17 protein-coding genes are annotated in these 15256 nt (G+C 63.5%); 13 read left to right on the top strand and 4 right to left on the bottom strand.

Annotation, left to right across the window (positions count from 1 at the left end; all coding sequences use genetic code 11):
- Position 1: 1 nt before the first annotated feature.
- Both AC1RR3_RS32490 and AC1RR3_RS32495 read right to left on the bottom strand, forming a co-directional pair.
- Positions 2-634, bottom strand: a complete 633-nt coding sequence (locus AC1RR3_RS32490) for a TetR/AcrR family transcriptional regulator (protein WP_492828349.1) — start codon at positions 632-634, stop codon at positions 2-4.
- Between the two features lie 218 nt (positions 635-852).
- Positions 853-1224, bottom strand: a complete 372-nt coding sequence (locus AC1RR3_RS32495) for a tRNA-binding protein (protein WP_492828532.1) — start codon at positions 1222-1224, stop codon at positions 853-855.
- A 105-nt stretch (positions 1225-1329) separates the two neighbouring features.
- Between AC1RR3_RS32495 and AC1RR3_RS32500 the strand changes: the two genes are divergently transcribed.
- Positions 1330-1683, top strand: a complete 354-nt coding sequence (locus AC1RR3_RS32500; RefSeq protein WP_492828351.1) for an ArsC family reductase — start codon at positions 1330-1332, stop codon at positions 1681-1683.
- 24 nt (positions 1684-1707) lie between these two features.
- On the opposite strand, the gene AC1RR3_RS32505 is transcribed toward AC1RR3_RS32500, so the two are convergent.
- Entirely contained in the window at positions 1708-2349 is a 642-nt protein-coding gene (locus AC1RR3_RS32505) for a hypothetical protein (protein ID WP_492828353.1), read from the bottom strand.
- Positions 2350-2688: 339 nt separating this feature from the next.
- Here AC1RR3_RS32505 and AC1RR3_RS32510 point away from each other — a divergent pair, with 339 nt between their 5' ends.
- The 7 genes from AC1RR3_RS32510 to AC1RR3_RS32540 all read left to right on the top strand — a co-directional run bounded on the left by AC1RR3_RS32510 (position 2689) and on the right by AC1RR3_RS32540 (position 9198).
- Positions 2689-3444: an ABC transporter ATP-binding protein gene (locus AC1RR3_RS32510; RefSeq protein ID WP_200474204.1), complete on the top strand. Its 756-nt coding sequence runs from the start codon at positions 2689-2691 to the stop codon at positions 3442-3444.
- Positions 3437-4183, top strand: coding sequence for an ABC transporter ATP-binding protein (locus tag AC1RR3_RS32515; RefSeq protein ID WP_492828356.1), 747 nt, complete (start codon positions 3437-3439; stop codon positions 4181-4183). The genes AC1RR3_RS32510 and AC1RR3_RS32515 overlap by 8 nt, the downstream gene beginning before the upstream one ends.
- A 62-nt stretch (positions 4184-4245) precedes the next feature.
- Positions 4246-5466: an ABC transporter substrate-binding protein gene (locus tag AC1RR3_RS32520; RefSeq protein WP_492828358.1), complete on the top strand. Its 1221-nt coding sequence runs from the start codon at positions 4246-4248 to the stop codon at positions 5464-5466.
- Positions 5467-5540: 74 nt separating this feature from the next.
- Positions 5541-6404, top strand: coding sequence for a branched-chain amino acid ABC transporter permease (locus tag AC1RR3_RS32525; RefSeq protein WP_298240777.1), 864 nt, complete (start codon positions 5541-5543; stop codon positions 6402-6404).
- A gap of 1 nt (position 6405) precedes the next feature.
- Positions 6406-7374, top strand: coding sequence for a branched-chain amino acid ABC transporter permease (locus tag AC1RR3_RS32530; protein WP_492828360.1), 969 nt, complete (start codon positions 6406-6408; stop codon positions 7372-7374).
- 156 nt (positions 7375-7530) lie between these two features.
- Complete coding sequence (locus AC1RR3_RS32535; RefSeq protein ID WP_008143646.1) at positions 7531-8175, top strand: DUF47 domain-containing protein; 645 nt, start codon at positions 7531-7533, stop codon at positions 8173-8175.
- Between the two features lie 15 nt (positions 8176-8190).
- Positions 8191-9198: an inorganic phosphate transporter gene (locus tag AC1RR3_RS32540; protein ID WP_492828362.1), complete on the top strand. Its 1008-nt coding sequence runs from the start codon at positions 8191-8193 to the stop codon at positions 9196-9198.
- Here the strand turns inward: AC1RR3_RS32540 and sugE are convergent.
- On the bottom strand, positions 9191-9505 hold the full coding sequence (gene sugE / locus AC1RR3_RS32545) for a quaternary ammonium compound efflux SMR transporter SugE (RefSeq protein ID WP_492828364.1): 315 nt from the start codon (positions 9503-9505) through the stop codon (positions 9191-9193). The genes AC1RR3_RS32540 and sugE overlap by 8 nt on opposite strands.
- A gap of 158 nt (positions 9506-9663) precedes the next feature.
- Here sugE and AC1RR3_RS32550 point away from each other — a divergent pair, with 158 nt between their 5' ends.
- From AC1RR3_RS32550 to AC1RR3_RS32570, 5 genes are all read left to right on the top strand, one after another.
- Positions 9664-11286, top strand: coding sequence for a peptide chain release factor 3 (locus tag AC1RR3_RS32550; protein WP_492828366.1), 1623 nt, complete (start codon positions 9664-9666; stop codon positions 11284-11286).
- A 102-nt stretch (positions 11287-11388) separates the two neighbouring features.
- Positions 11389-11967, top strand: a complete 579-nt coding sequence (locus tag AC1RR3_RS32555) for a UCP034077 family protein (protein WP_492828368.1) — start codon at positions 11389-11391, stop codon at positions 11965-11967.
- 190 nt (positions 11968-12157) lie between these two features.
- Positions 12158-12742, top strand: a complete 585-nt coding sequence (locus AC1RR3_RS32560) for an NnrU family protein (protein WP_492828370.1) — start codon at positions 12158-12160, stop codon at positions 12740-12742.
- 72 nt (positions 12743-12814) lie between these two features.
- The gene (locus tag AC1RR3_RS32565) at positions 12815-14407 is read left to right on the top strand and encodes a class I adenylate-forming enzyme family protein (RefSeq protein ID WP_492828372.1); all 1593 of its coding nucleotides are present in this window, start codon (positions 12815-12817) and stop codon (positions 14405-14407) included.
- Positions 14408-14573: 166 nt separating this feature from the next.
- Complete coding sequence (locus AC1RR3_RS32570) at positions 14574-15227, top strand: tetratricopeptide repeat protein (protein ID WP_492828374.1); 654 nt, start codon at positions 14574-14576, stop codon at positions 15225-15227.
- Positions 15228-15256 lie beyond the last annotated feature (29 nt).

Here is a 15256-nt window from a genome sequence, read left to right on the forward strand (position 1 = left end):
CTCAAACCCTGGTTCGTCGCTTGACGTCTGGCTTGGTCGTGCGGAACCCTTCGATCACGCTGGCGACAGCGGTCATGCAGGCCTCGACGTCAAAGTCCTCGCCCCAGCACTTTTGCAGCACGAAGCCCTGGAAGATCGCGATCAGCACGCGCGCGATCGCCTCTGCGCCGAGGTCGCGCTTGATGAGGCCGTCATGCTGGCCGCGCTCGACCAGCGCCACGATCAGAGCGCGCGGCATGTCGATGCCTTCAACGACGCTGGTGCGGACGCGGCGGTTGCGCAGGGCCTCGGCCCAGCCATGGATGCCGACACGGCGGCGCGCTTCACCTGCTGGATCGGTGAGCCATTGCGCGTAGACCCGGACCAGGGCGTACAGTCCTTCGATCGGATCGCCCGATCCTTGCGCGACCGAGTTGAGCACGGCCTCGCGGCGATGCCGGTCGTCGGCCAGCGCCGCGATCAGATCGTCCTTGCTCTGGAAGTAGAGATAGACCGCGCCGTGGCTCAGCCCCGACCGCTTGACGATGTCGGCCATGCCGGCCTGGTGAAAGCCGTCCTCGGCAAAGCAGGCAAGCGCTGCTTCGAGGATCTGCTGCCGCCGGCCTTCACGCTGCTTGTCGCTGATCTTGGGCATCCGCTCGGTCCATAAATAACTGACAGATCGATCGTTTTAACGTTTCGTCGGGAATGACCTCATAAAGGGTAGTTGAAATAAAAAACGATCGATCAGTCAGTTTTAATCGCGGAGCGGATTTGGGTCAAGTCCGAGCGAGTCCCGGGCCGAGCCACAGGAGGATGAAGCAGCTCATGAGCGCCGACCGGGGCGACTCTGCGGCCCTCGATCGCGCGCGGCTAGAACAGCCGCCCGCCATTCGGAACAGGCTTGCTCGGCTGCACCAGCACGACCTTGCCGTCGGCATCGGGAAAGCCGAGCGTCAGGACCTCCGACACGACCGGCCCGATCTGGCGCGGCGGAAAATTGACGACCGCTGCGACCTGTTGTCCGACCAGCGTCTCCAGCGGATGGTTCTCGGTGATCTGCGCCGAGCTCTTGCGCACGCCGATCGCGGGGCCGAAGTCGATCCAGAGACGCCAGGCCGGCTTGCGCGCTTCCGGAAACGGTTTCGCGTCCACGATCGTGCCGACGCGGATATCGACCGCGAGGAAGCTGTTGAAGTCGATGGTTGGCGAGGCGACTGCTGTGGGATCGTGGGTGACGTGCATCATGTGTCCGTTCGGAGAGCTGGCTTCGTTCGCAATATTGTCGCGCGAACCGGAGTTTCGTACAACGCTGCAACCTAGGCTTCACGCATGCGCGAGGAACGTGTCTTGTCCAACACCATCTATGGCATCAAGAATTGCGACACCATGAAGAAGGCGCGCGCCTGGCTCGACAGCCATGGCGTGGCTTACGAGTTTCACGACTACAAGACCGCGGGCGTCGAGAAGGACAAGCTCAAGCAGTGGAGCGACAAGGTCGGCTGGGAGACGCTGCTCAATCGCGCCGGCACCACCTTCAAGAAGCTGCCGGAGGCCGATAAGGAAGGCCTCACCGAGAAGAAGGCGCTGGTGCTGATGCTAGCGCAACCATCGATGATCAAGCGGCCGGTGCTGGAAGCCGGCGGCAAGCTCCTGGTCGGCTTCAAGCCGGATATCTATGCCAAGGAAGTCAAGGCCAAGTAAGTCGGCGCCAAATCGCGTTCGCGGTCAGTTCAGCTCGATGATCTCGTTGGTGACGCCGGGCTGATCGACGAACTCGACGACATCAGCGGCCGCGATGCGGCCGGGGGCGCGATGAAACAGGTCGCGCTCGATCACCGCGCTTAATTTGGGACGCGGCAGCGCGTCATTTCCGCGCATCAGATTCTCGATCTCGAAGCCGCCGTCCTCGCAGAAGGTCTTGAGCGAGGCGATGATGTGGCAGACCTTGCCGTCGGTCAGGAACGGCAGCAGCAGGCGCTCATAGGCGACGACGCGCCCGTAGATGTCGTCGACATCGGCGACGCTGTAGACCGGTAACCCGCGTGCCACGCATTCATAATAGATCGGCATCACGACAGGCACGAGTCGTGGGCCGATATACTCATCCAGCAGAACGCCCTTGCCGGTATGTCCAAAGGCGCGCGAGATGCGCGTGCCTTCGCTCTGGATGGTGAGGCGCGGCGTTGGCGTCGAAAGGTCCACCGTATAATAGATGAGATCGGACAGCTCTTCCTCGAGCCGCGCGGGCTGGTACTCCCAGATCGCCGGAGCGATCTGCTCGCGCGCATAAAGTCGCAGCCACGTGTTCAGGAGATCACGCTGCTTGATCGACTTGACGACGGAGGGCGCGGCGCTTGCAAATTCCAAGACAATATTCCCGGCGATAAAAACCCGGACATGATCGGGCTTGCGGGAAAATTTTCTATGAAGGCTGGCGTGCGGAACGAAAGACCGTTAACGACGGCTTGATGACCGGTGCCTTGCGAACCGGGAGGCCGGGCAGGCGACATCAAAACGCGTCCGACTAAGGGAGCATAAGTCTCCCGGCCGGAGGCCTGATCTGCTCAGCTTTCCGCCTTGCCTAACCCCCGTCACCTCCGGCATATTCCGCGCCCGGAGGCGGCGTTCCGGGCGGGCTCCAAGGCCTCCGGAAAGCCGAAGCAACAAGGACAGCCATGCGCGTTGCGCGGGCAGGGGGAAATCTGTTTGGCCGATGAGTTCATTCTCGAAACGGAAGGCTTGACCAAGGAGTTCGCGGGCTTCTTCGCCGTCCGCGACGTTGCGCTCAAGGTCCGCCGTGGGAGCATTCACGCGTTGATCGGCCCGAACGGCGCCGGCAAGACGACGTGCTTCAATCTTTTGACCAAGTTCCTCAAGCCGTCTGCCGGAAAAATCCTGTACAAGGGGCAGGACATCACCGCGATGGCGCCGGCCGACGTGGCCCGCTTGGGGCTGGTTCGTTCGTTCCAGATATCGGCGGTCTTCCCGCATATGACCGCGCTGGAAAACGTCCGCGTCGCGCTTCAGCGCCAGCACGGCAGCTCGTTCGATTTCTGGCGCTCCAAGTCCGTGCTCAACCGTTTCAACGATCGCGCGCGCGAGCTGCTGAACGATGTCGGCCTCAGCGAGTTTGCCAACACGCCCGCGGTCGAGATGGCTTACGGGCGCAAGCGCGCACTTGAGATCGCAACCACGCTCGCGCTCGACCCGGAGATGATGCTGCTGGACGAGCCCATGGCCGGCATGGGCCACGAGGACATCGACAAGATCGCGGCGCTGATCAAGCGCATCTCCGCGAAATACACCATCCTGATGGTCGAGCATAATCTAAGCGTCGTGGCCAATCTCTCCGACATCATTACCGTGCTGACGCGCGGGCAGGTGCTGGCGCAAGGCCATTACAGCGAGCTCACCAAGGACGAGCGTGTCAAGGAAGCCTATCTGGGAGCCGGTCATGCCTGACACTGCGATCGCCGAGGCTCCGGCCAAGGCTGCGACCGGCGGAAACATCCTTCAAGTCCGCAACCTCGAAGCCTGGTACGGCGAGTCCCACATCCTGCACGGGATCAATTTCGACGTGAATGCGGGCGAGGTCGTCACCCTGCTCGGGCGCAACGGCGCCGGCAAGACGACCACGCTGAAGTCGATCATGGGCATCATCGGCAAGCGCGCCGGTTCGGTGAAGTTCAACAACCAGGAGATCATCCGCACGACCTCCGACAAGATCGCGCGCATGGGCATCGCGTTCTGCCCGGAAGAGCGGGGGATATTCTCCAGCCTTGATGTGCGGGAGAATTTGCTGCTGCCGCCGGTGGTCCGCGCAGGCGGGCTGCCGCTCGAGCAGATCTTCGATCTGTTTCCGAACCTGAAGGAACGTCTCAACAGCCAGGGCACCAAGCTCTCCGGCGGTGAGCAGCAGATGCTCGCGATCGCGCGCATCCTGCGTACCGGTGCGAGTTTCCTGATGCTGGACGAGCCGACCGAGGGCCTCGCACCCGTCATCATCCAGCAGATCGGTCACACCATTGCACGGCTCAAGAAGGAGGGTTTTACGATCCTCCTGGTCGAGCAGAACTTCCGCTTCGCATCCACCGTCGCCGACCGCTACTACGTGGTCGAGCACGGCAAGATCATTGACGGATTTTCCAACGCGGAGCTTGCCGCCAACATGGACAAGCTCCACACCTATCTCGGCGTCTAGAACGGCCAAGCGTCAAACGGCCAAGAGAAAACGGCGAAGAGAAAATTCACGAGGGAAGTCACATGAAAAAGTCGATTGCGTCGTTTCTGCTTGGCACGGCGTTGGCCGTCACCACGGTTGGCGTAGCCTTCGCGCAGGACAAGTCCGTCAAGATCGGTGCGCTGTCCGATCAGTCCGGCCTTTATGCCGACCTCGGCGGCCCCGGCTCGACGGTTGCCGCGCAGATGGCCGTTGAGGATTCCGGCCTTGCCGCCAAGGGCTGGAAGATCGACATCATCTCCGGCGATCACCAGAACAAGCCCGACATCGGCACCGCGATCGCGCGGCAATGGTTCGACGTCGACAAGGTCGACATCATCGTCGACGTGCCGAATTCCGGTGTGGCGCTCGCCGTCAACAACGTCATCAAGGAAAAGAACGGCGTCTATATCAACTCGGGCGCCGCAACCTCCGACCTCACCAACGCGCAGTGCTCGCCCAACACCGTGCACTGGACCTACGACACCTACATGCTGGCCCACACCACCGGCCAGGCGCTGGTCAAGGCCGGCGGCGACACCTGGTTCTTCCTGACCGCGGATTATGCCTTCGGCGCGGCGCTCGAGCGTGACACCACTTCCGTCATCACCGCCAACGGCGGCAAGGTGGTCGGCGGCGTCAAGCATCCGCTCAACACGCCGGACTTCTCCTCGTTCCTGCTCCAGGCGCAGGCCTCCAAGGCCAAGATCATCGGCCTTGCCAATGCCGGCGGCGACACCACCAACTCGATCAAGCAGGCGGCCGAGTTCGGCATCGTCAAGGGCGGCCAGAAGCTTGCCGCGCTCTTGCTGTTCCTCACCGACGTCAAGGCGATCGGCCTCGAGACCGCACAGGGCCTCAACTTCACCGAGACCTTCTACTGGGACATGAACGACCAGACCCGCGCCTTCTCCAAGAGATTCTCGGAGAAGATGAAGAGCGGCGCGATGCCGACCATGGTCCAGGCAGGCGTCTATGCGGGCGTGCGCCACTATCTCAAGGCGCTGGACGCGCTCGGCGGCAATCCTCATGACGGCGTCAAGGTCGTCGAGAAGATGAAGTCGATGCCGACCGAGGACGATCTGTTCGGCAAGGGTGAGATTCAGCCGAACGGCCGCACCATCCACAGCGCCTATCTGTTCGAGGTGAAGAAGCCCTCGGAGTCCAAGGGCCCGTGGGATTTCTACAAGCTGGTCGGCACGGTGCCGGGCGACCAGGCCTTCACGCCGCTCTCCGAAAGCAAGTGCGCGCTGTTGAAGAAGTGAGATAACAGCCCGCAGGCCTAAAAGGTCTGCGGGCGACTTTCAGGGGAACGCCGAAGGGACCGGGTGCGGGATCGATGCAGGCTCTTTACGCTCAGCTACTGGTGGGACTGATCAACGGCTCGTTCTACGCGCTGCTCAGTCTCGGGCTTGCCGTGATCTTCGGCATGCTCAACATCATCAATTTCGCCCATGGCGCGCTCTACATGATGGGCGCCTTCGTCGCCTATTTCCTGCTGAACCTCGGCGGCATCAATTACTGGTGGGCGCTGCTGTTCGCGCCCATCATCGTCGGCATCTTCGGCATGATCCTGGAGCGGACCATGCTGCAATGGCTGACCGGGCTCGACCACCTCTACGGCCTGCTTTTGACCTTCGGCATCGCGCTGATCGTGCAGGGTGTGTTCCAGAACTATTTCGGCTCCTCCGGCCTGCCTTACGCCATTCCGGACCAACTCAAGGGCGGCATGAATCTCGGCTTCATGTTCCTGCCGATCTATCGCGGCTGGGTCGTCATCTTCTCGCTGGTGGTATGTATTGCGACCTGGTTCCTGATCGAGAAGACGCGGCTCGGCGCTTACCTCCGCGCCGCCACTGAAAACCCGACGCTGGTCCGCGCCTTCGGCGTCAACGTGCCGCGCATGATCACGCTGACCTACGGCCTCGGTGTCGGCCTTGCCGCGCTCGCCGGCGTGCTCTCGGCCCCGATCAACCAGGTGCGGCCGCTGATGGGGGCGGACCTCATCATCGTGGTGTTCGCGGTGGTGGTGATCGGCGGCATGGGCTCGATCATGGGCTCCATCATCACCGGCTTCGCGCTCGGTGTGATCGAGGGCTTGACCAAGTATTTCTACCCCGAGGCCTCCAACACCGTCGTGTTCGTGCTGATGGTGCTGGTGCTCTTGGTGAAGCCAACGGGATTGACGGGAAGGGCAGCCTGATATGACAGCCTTGACGGACGACACGCTGCCGGTGACCCCGCGCGCGATGCGTGACGAGATGATCGTGTTCGTGGTGATGGCGCTGTTGCTGGCGTCAGTGCCGTTCACGGGCGTCTATCCGTTCTTCGTGATGCAGGCGCTGTGCTTCGCGCTGCTCGCCTGCGCCTTCAATCTTCTGATCGGCTATGGCGGCCTGTTGTCGTTCGGCCACGCGATGTTCATGGGCACCGCCGGCTATTGCAGCGCGCACGCGCTGAAAGTGTGGGGGTTGCCGCCCGAACTCGGCATCCTCGTCGGTATCGCCGCGGCGTTCGGGCTGTCGCTCATCACCGGCTACATCTCGATCCGCCGCCAGGGCATCTATTTTTCGATGATCACCCTGGCGCTGTCGCAGCTGCTGTATTTCATCTATCTCCAGGCGCCGTTCACCCATGGTGAGGACGGTATCCAGGGCATTCCGCAGGGACGCATGTTCGGTGTCCTCGATCTGTCCAAGCCGACGATCCTGTACTATGTCGTGCTGGTGGGCTTCCTCGCCGGCTTCCTGCTGATCTTCCGCATCATCAATTCGCCCTTCGGTGAAGTCCTGAAGTCGATCCGTGAAAACGAGCCGCGCGCGATCTCGCTCGGCTACCGCACCGACCAGTACAAGTTCCTGGCCTTCGTCCTCTCGGGCACGCTCGCGGGCTTTGCCGGATCGCTGAAAGTGTTCGTGGCGCAGAATGCCTCGCTCACCGACGTGCACTGGTCGATGTCGGGCGAAGTCGTGCTGATGACGCTGGTCGGGGGGCTCGGCACCATCTTCGGCCCGGTGGTTGGCGCCTTCGTGATCATCGCCATGCAGCAATATCTGGCGAGCTTCGGCCAATGGGTGACGGTGATCCAGGGCTCGATCTTCGTGATCTGCGTGCTCACCTTCCGCCGCGGCGTCATCGGTGAAATCGCGCATTACTTCCGGCGCTCGCTCTAAGTTATTGATTTAACGTAAGGTTAACCGCCGATTGAAAGCGGTGGATGATCCGGCTCCGCGGGCGTGAGGTGAGACGCGCGCGGATCGAAAATGGTCTATGACAGTTTCATGACGGCCCGTTCGGGTCGGGCCATTTCCAACCGGTAGCCTATTCCCATGATGCGATGGTTTCGCGCGTTCCTGCCCAAGGAAGAACGGTTCTTCGACCTGTTCGACCGCCATGCCCAGACCGTGATCCAGGGCTCGATCGCGCTCCAGGGCGTGCTCAACGGGGGCGAGGAGACGCCGGTCTACTGCCAGCGCGTCAACCAGTTCGAGAACGACGCCGACAACATCACCCGTGAGGTGCTGACGGCGGTGCGCCGCACCTTCATCACGCCGTTCGACCGCGGCGACATCAAGAACCTGATCACCTCGATGGACGATGCCATCGACCAGATGCAGCAGACGGCCAAGGCCGTGATGCTGTTCGAGGTCCGCACCTTCGAGCCGCCGATGCGCGAGATCGGCGCGCTGCTGATCGAATGCGCCAATCTGGTCGGGCGCGCGCTGCCTTTGATGCAGGAGATCGGCAAGAACGTCGCCATGCTCACCGCGATCACGGAAGAGCTGACCAAGCTCGAGGGCCGGGTCGACGATCTCCACGACATCGGGATGAAGGAGCTGTTCCTCAAGCATCGCGACGGCAGCGCGATGGATTTCATCGTCGGTGTCGAGATCTACGACCACCTCGAAAAGGTGGCCGATCGCTTCGACGACGTCGCGAACGAGATCAACAGCATCGTCATCGAGCAAGTTTAGGGCAGGGGCCTCGCCGTGGATGCTGCGTTGGGTCTTCCCGTCCTGGTCGGACTGATCGCCGTCGCGCTGCTGTTCGATTTCCTGAACGGCCTGCACGACGCTGCCAATTCGATCGCGACCATCGTCTCGACCCGCGTGTTGCGGCCACAATTCGCGGTGTTCTGGGCTGCGTTCTTCAATTTCGTCGCCTTCATGGTGTTCGGGCTGCACGTCGCCCAGACCATCGGTACCGGCATCATCGATCCCTCGATCGTCGATGCCCATGTGATCTTCGCGGCCCTCGTCGGCGCCATCGTCTGGAACCTCGTGACCTGGGGCCTAGGCATCCCGTCCTCGTCGTCGCATGCGCTGATCGGCGGTCTCGTCGGCGGTGGCATGGCCAAGGCGGGGATCTCGGCGGCGGTGTGGAGCGGATTGTCCAAGGCGGTGCTGGCGATCGTGCTGTCGCCGCTGGTCGGTTTCCTGCTCGCGATGATGCTGGTGGCGATCGTGTCCTGGCTCTCGGTGCGCTCGACGCCGTTTGCGGTCGATCGCGCCTTCCGCATCCTGCAATTCGCCTCCGCCTCGCTCTATTCGCTCGGCCATGGCGGCAATGACGCGCAGAAGACCATGGGCATCATCGCGGTGCTGCTCTATTCGCAGGGCCATCTCGGCAGCGAATTTTCCGTGCCGTTCTGGGTGGTGCTGTCCTGCCAGGCGGCGATGGCCTTGGGTACCCTGATGGGCGGCTGGCGCATCGTCCGCACCATGGGCCTGCGCATCACCAAGCTGACGCCGATGCAGGGCTTCTGCGCCGAAACCGGCGGTGCCGCGACCCTGTTCATGGCGACCTTCCTCGGGGTTCCCGTCTCGACCACCCACACCATCACCGGTGCCATCGTCGGCGTCGGTGCGGCCCGCCGCGTCTCGGCAGTGCGCTGGAACGTCGCGAGCTCGATCGTCTATGCCTGGGTGATCACGATCCCGGCCTCGGCCATCGTTGCGGCGCTGACCTGGTGGGTGGTCAAGATCTTCGTCAAGTAACGAGCTTCAGCCCAGCGATGCCGGCGATGATCAGCCCGATGCTGGCGAGGCGGAACGCCGTGGCCGGCTCGCCGAACAGGACGATGCCGAGCGCGGCGGTGCCGACCGCCCCGATGCCGGTCCAGACCGCATAGGCGGTTCCGACGGGCAGCGATTTGAGGGCTATCCCGAGCAGGATGACGCTGCTGGCCATGGCGGCGAGCGTGATGACGGACGGAACAAGCCTGGTAAAGCCCTCGGTGTATTTCAGGCCGATCGCCCAGGTGATTTCGAGAAGACCGGCGATAAACAGGATACCCCAGGCCATGATGACCCTCCATTCAAGGCAGGGTCGTCCCCGCGGCTGACATTGCTGATGAATAGGAGGGCCGTCCCTCCCATGGCCGATATGGGGCTGGCCGGAAGGCACCGCAATCACCACATGAGGCTTGATCCGGCCCATTTTCCCTGCCAAACGCTCCCGCCATGTCCGACATCGCTACCACCACAGCCGAATCGCCGGCCCGTTCCCCGCTTGCTGCCGAGGTGGCGCGGCGGCGGACTTTTGCGATCATTTCGCACCCGGACGCCGGCAAGACCACGCTGACCGAAAAGCTGCTGCTGTTCGGCGGCGCCATCAACCTCGCCGGCCAGGTCAAGGCCAAGGGCGAGCGGCGCAACACCCGCTCGGACTGGATGAAGATCGAGCGCGAGCGCGGCATCTCGGTCGTGACTTCGGTCATGACCTTCGAGTTCGAGGGGCTGGTGTTCAACCTGCTGGACACGCCGGGCCACGAGGACTTTTCGGAAGACACCTATCGCACGCTGACGGCCGTCGATTCCGCCGTGATGGTGATCGACGCTGCCAAGGGCATCGAGGCGCGCACCCGAAAGCTGTTCGAGGTGTGCCGCCTGCGCGACATCCCGATCATCACCTTCATCAACAAGATGGACCGCGAGAGCCGCGACGTTTTCGAGCTGCTCGACGAAATCGAGAAGACGCTGGCGCTCGACACCACGCCAATGACCTGGCCGGTCGGCCGTGGCCGCGACTTTCTCGGCACCTATGACGTCGTCAATGGCGGCGTGCGGCTGCTCGAAGGCGGTGGCGCCAAGACTGGCGCCGCGCAGCAGATCGAGATCGCCGAGCTCGGAAAGCTCAACGCCAATCTCGACGTCTCCGCGGTGAAGGACGAGCTCGAGCTCGTCACTGCGGCCTCCAAGCCGTTCGAGCTGGAAGCCTTTCGCGAGGGGCATCTGACGCCGGTCTATTTCGGCAGCGCGCTGCGCAATTTCGGCGTCGGCGATCTGCTGGAGGGCCTCGGCAAATTCGCCCCCGAGCCGCGCGCGCAGGAGAGCGACCAGCGCAAGATCGAGGCGACCGATCCGCGCATGAGCGCCTTCGTGTTTAAGATCCAGGCGAACATGGATCCGAACCATCGCGATCGCATCGCCTTTGCACGTCTGTGTTCCGGCAAGCTCAGCCGCGGCATGAAGGCGAAGCTGGTGCGCACCGGCAAGAGCATGCCGCTGTCGAGCCCGCAATTCTTCTTCGCGCAGGACCGTTCGGTCGCGGACGAAGCCTTCGCCGGCGACGTCGTCGGCATTCCCAATCACGGCACGCTGCGCATCGGCGACACGCTGACCGAGGGAGAGGATTTCAACTTCGTCGGCGTGCCGAGCTTTGCGCCGGAAATCGTCCGCCGCGTGCGGCTGACCGACGCGATGAAGGCGAAGAAGCTGAAGGAAGCGCTTCAGCAGATGTCGGAAGAGGGCGTCGTGCAGGTGTTCCGTCCGCGCGACGGCGCGCCGGCGCTGGTCGGCGTGGTCGGTGCGCTCCAGCTCGACGTGCTGAAGGCGCGGCTCGAGGCGGAATATTCGCTGCCGGTCGAGTTCGAGGTCAGCGAGTTCCAGCTGGCGCGCTGGGTCTCCTCGGACGACCGCAAGAAGCTCGACACCTTCCTCGCCGCCAACACATCGAGCATCGCCGACGATGTCGACGGCGATCCCGTGTATCTGGCCCGGAACGAGTTTTATCTCGGCTACACCCGCGAGCGCGCCGAGGGCATCGCGTTCGCCAACGTCAAGGACGTGAAGAAGAAGGGTTAGGGCCCGCTCCAGCCATTTGCGCGCGAGCATGTGAACGCGCGTGGGCTTGACGAGGTCATTGGCGATGCCACGTTTGTTCATGTGACATCGTGGGCTCGCATCATGTGGCGCGGCATTCTCGTTTTCATCCTGCTGGCGATATCAGTGGTCGCCGCCGACGCGCGGCCGCGGCAGATCAATCCGATCCCGTTTGCGCACGAGCCGTGCAGCGTGCTCGACAACCGGCCCTGCACGCCGTCCTATTGCAGCCCGCTCCAGCCCGGCCCCTGCATTCCCGAGATCGACTATCCCTACGGCCAGAATCTCCAGCTCACGATCGAGAGCGTCCCGTCCGACGCCGACCGCGCCAAATACCAGAAGCCCGATCACGATCTCGATACGATCGGCGATCTCTTCGCCGCGCTGCGCACCTGCTGGTCGCCGCCATCGGACAATGCGCGAGCGGGCATGCAGATGGCGGTTCGCTTCAGCTTCAACAAGGCGGGTGGCCTGATCGGGCCGCCGCGCCTCACTTACGCGACCGCAGGCGTTCCGGCCGATACCCGAACGACGTATCTGGCCGCGATCAATTCATCCCTGAACGCCTGCCTGCCGCTGAAATTCACTGGCGGACTCGGCGGTGCCCTGGCCGGGCGGCCGATCGCGATCCGCTATGTGGACAATCGCGGGCTTGGAAAGTAGCTCCATCTCCTCATCCTGAGCAGCGCGCTTGCGCGCGTCTCGAAGGATGAAGGCCGAGGTGTTGCACAGCCGGGCCTGCATGGTTCGAGACGGCGCTGACGCGCCTCCTCACCATGAGGCGTGAGAGTTGCGACCGGCGGCCAATCGATGATACGCCATAAGCGGGGGCGCTGGTTGAGGGGAGGATGTCGTGGGTCTGCTGGTCATGATCCTGGGGCTGGTGCTGTTTTTCGCGGCCCATGTTTTCACGACGAAACGCGAGGCGCGCGCGCAGGCGATCGCGAGGCTGGGCGAGGGGACCTACAAGGGCCTTTATTCGCTGGTCTCGCTCGCGGGGCTGGCGCTGATCATCTGGGGCTTTGTGCACTATCGCAGCTCGGGCTGGATCGATATCTGGTATCCGCCGAAGGCGCTGAAGCACATCACGCTCGCGCTGATGCTGCCTGCGGTGATCCTGGTCGTCGCGTCTTATTTGCGCGGGCGCATCTATGCGACGCTGAAGCATCCGATGCTAGCCGGCATCAAGCTGTGGGCGGCGGCGCATCTGCTCGCCAATGGCGATCTCGGCTCCATCATCCTGTTCGGCTCGTTCCTGGGCTGGGCGGTGTATGACCGCATTTCGCTGAAGCATCGCACCGATGGCGGCGGTCCGCCGATTCCGGTGGGCGGCGTCACCAACGACCTGATCGCGGTTGCGGTGGGCGTCGTCGCGTATCTGGCGCTGGCTTTCGCGTTCCATCCTGTCGTGATCGGTGTTCCCGTCGTGGGGGTCTAGCCGATCGGCACAAGACCGGAGCCGCATGACCGTGCGCGGAAGGTAACAAGAGCAACAAGCCGAGGCGTTCTGATGGACTGGTCGCAATCTCAGATCCCGCCGATGCGGTTCGAGGCGCGCTTTGGCGATCGGGTGGTCCCGGCCTTCTGCGACCGGCCGGCAAGCCTGTGGGCGATGATTGCTGACGCCTGCGCCTGCAACGCCGACGGCGAGGCGCTGATCTTGGGCCACGTCCGGCTGAGCTGGCGGCAGGCGGTTGAGCAGGCCGTGCGCATCGCAGCGGGCTTTCGCAAGCTCGGACTACAGCGCGGCGATCGTGTCGCGATCCTGCTCGGCAATCGCATCGAATTTCCACTGCTGCTGTTCGCGGCCGCGCATGAGGGCCTCGTGACGGTGCTGCTCAGCACGCGCCAGCAGAAGCCCGAAATCGCCTATGTGCTCGCCGATTGCGGCGCCAAAATCCTGATCCACGAAGCAGGGCTTGCCGAGCGATTGCCCGATGTGCGGGATGTGCCCGATGTGATCCATCGCGTTGCCGTCGACGACGATCCGCATGTGTCGTGCTTTGCCGCGCTCGCCGACAATCCACCGGCCTCCGCGCCGGCCGACGTGAGCGAAGAGGATACCGCGATGATCCTCTACACCTCCGGCACCACAGGCAAGCCGAAGGGCGCGATGCTGGCTCATTGCAACATCGTCCATTCCTCGATGGTGTTCGTGTCCTGCCTGCAATTGACGCAAGCAGACCGCTCGATCGCGGCGGTGCCGCTCGGCCACGTCACCGGCGTCGTCGCCAACATCACGACCATGATCCGCTGCGCCGGCGCGCTGATCATCATGCCGGAGTTCAAGGCGGCCGATTACCTCAAGCTCGCCGCGCGCGAGCGCGTCACCTACACGGTGATGGTGCCGGCGATGTACAATCTCTGCCTGCTCCAGCCCGATTTCGAGAGCTACGATTTGTCGAGCTGGCGCATCGGCGGTTTTGGCGGCGCGCCGATGCCGGTCGCGACCATCGAGAGGCTCAAGGCGACGATTCCCGGCCTCGAACTCGCGAACTGCTACGGCTCGACCGAGACGACATCGCCGTCCACGATCATGCCGGGCGAGCTGACGGCGAGCCACATCGACAGCGTCGGCCTGCCGTGTCCCGGCGCGCGCATCGTCGCGATGGGATTGGATGGGCGCGAGCAACCCCCTGGCGAGATCGGCGAGCTCTGGATCCAGAGCGCCTCCGTCATCAAGGGTTACTGGAACAACCCGACGGCCACGGCTGAGAGTTTCACTGCCGGCTTCTGGCATTCCGGCGATCTCGGCTCGGTCGATGCGGAAGGATTTGTCCGCGTGTTCGATCGGCAGAAGGACATGATCAATCGCGGCGGCCTGAAGATCTATTCGGCCGAGGTCGAATCCGTGTTGGCGGGCCATCCCGCGGTGATCGAGAGCGCGATCATTGCCAAGGCCTGTCCGGTGCTGGGCGAGCGGGTTCACGCCGTGGTGGTGACGCGTGCGCCGGTCGCCAGCGAGGCCCTGCGGGCCTGGTGCGCCGAGCGGCTGTCCGACTACAAGGTCCCGGAGACCATGGCGATCACCGCCGAACCGCTGCCGCGCAACGCCAATGGCAAGGTGCTGAAGCGGCAGTTGCGGGAGCTCCTGGGACCCTGAGGCCGGCAGGCGGCTCCGGGCTCTCCCGGGTGGTTAACGCCTTGATCGGCCTCGCTTTGCCTTGCCACCGCCATATCGTTAGGGTACCTCGCCGCCACACGGGGGACGGGATTCCTGACGCGGATGCCTTGGCGCGCGCACCCGGACGGGTATGGGATTAGCATAAGTGTCTGAATTATTTGACGAAGTCGACGAGGAAGTACGTCGCGAACAGCTCAAGAAGCTGTGGGACAGATATTCGATCTACTTCATCGCCCTGATGGTGCTGATCGTGGCCGCCGTGGGCGGCTGGCGCGGCTATCAATATCTGGAGGCCAAGAAGGCCGCCGAGGCCGGCGCCGCCTTCGAGAAGGCCGTGGAGCTGTCCGAGCAGGACAAGCATGCTGAGGCCGAGGCGGCCTTCACCGAGCTCGCTGCCAAGGCGCCGTCGGGCTACCGCAGCCTGGCGCGGCTGCGCGCTGCAGCCGAGGCCGCGGCTCGCGACCCCAAGGCGGCCGCCAAGATGTATGACGATATTGCCGCGGACCGCGGCGTCGGCGGCGAGTTGCAGGATCTGGCGAAGATCCGCGCGGCCGGGCTCTTGGTCGACAGCGCCAGCTACGCCGACATGCAGCAGCGGCTGGAATCCTCTGCTGCACCCAAATCGACTTTCCGCCACAGCGCCCGCGAGATGCTGGCGCTGTCGGCCTGGCGCAACAACGATACGTCCGCGGCCCGCAAATGGCTCGACGCGATCGCCGAGGACGGTGAAACGCCGCCCGGTCTGCGCTCGCGCGCGGAGGCGCTCCAGGCCTTGCTGCCGCCCGTCGCCAAAAGCTGACGGTCCCGAGAGCTGAGACGAGACAACAA

Source organism: Bradyrhizobium sp. GW821-FHT13H05 (genome assembly GCF_058804065.1).

What these genes read in the sequence shown, in the direction of transcription:
- AC1RR3_RS32490 (WP_492828349.1), bottom strand. Translation starts at nt 634, where the DNA reads ATGCCCAAGATCAGCGACAAGCAGCGTGAAGGCCGGCGGCAGCAGATC.
- AC1RR3_RS32495 (WP_492828532.1), bottom strand. Translation starts at nt 1,224, where the DNA reads ATGCACGTCACCCACGATCCCACAGCAGTCGCCTCGCCAACCATCGAC.
- AC1RR3_RS32515 (WP_492828356.1), top strand. Translation starts at nt 3,437, where the DNA reads ATGCCTGACACTGCGATCGCCGAGGCTCCGGCCAAGGCTGCGACCGGC.
- AC1RR3_RS32520 (WP_492828358.1), top strand. Translation starts at nt 4,246, where the DNA reads ATGAAAAAGTCGATTGCGTCGTTTCTGCTTGGCACGGCGTTGGCCGTC.
- AC1RR3_RS32525 (WP_298240777.1), top strand. Translation starts at nt 5,541, where the DNA reads ATGCAGGCTCTTTACGCTCAGCTACTGGTGGGACTGATCAACGGCTCG.
- AC1RR3_RS32530 (WP_492828360.1), top strand. Translation starts at nt 6,406, where the DNA reads ATGACAGCCTTGACGGACGACACGCTGCCGGTGACCCCGCGCGCGATG.
- AC1RR3_RS32535 (WP_008143646.1), top strand. Translation starts at nt 7,531, where the DNA reads ATGATGCGATGGTTTCGCGCGTTCCTGCCCAAGGAAGAACGGTTCTTC.
- sugE (WP_492828364.1), bottom strand. Translation starts at nt 9,505, where the DNA reads ATGGCCTGGGGTATCCTGTTTATCGCCGGTCTTCTCGAAATCACCTGG.
- AC1RR3_RS32550 (WP_492828366.1), top strand. Translation starts at nt 9,664, where the DNA reads ATGTCCGACATCGCTACCACCACAGCCGAATCGCCGGCCCGTTCCCCG.
- AC1RR3_RS32555 (WP_492828368.1), top strand. Translation starts at nt 11,389, where the DNA reads ATGTGGCGCGGCATTCTCGTTTTCATCCTGCTGGCGATATCAGTGGTC.
- AC1RR3_RS32565 (WP_492828372.1), top strand. Translation starts at nt 12,815, where the DNA reads ATGGACTGGTCGCAATCTCAGATCCCGCCGATGCGGTTCGAGGCGCGC.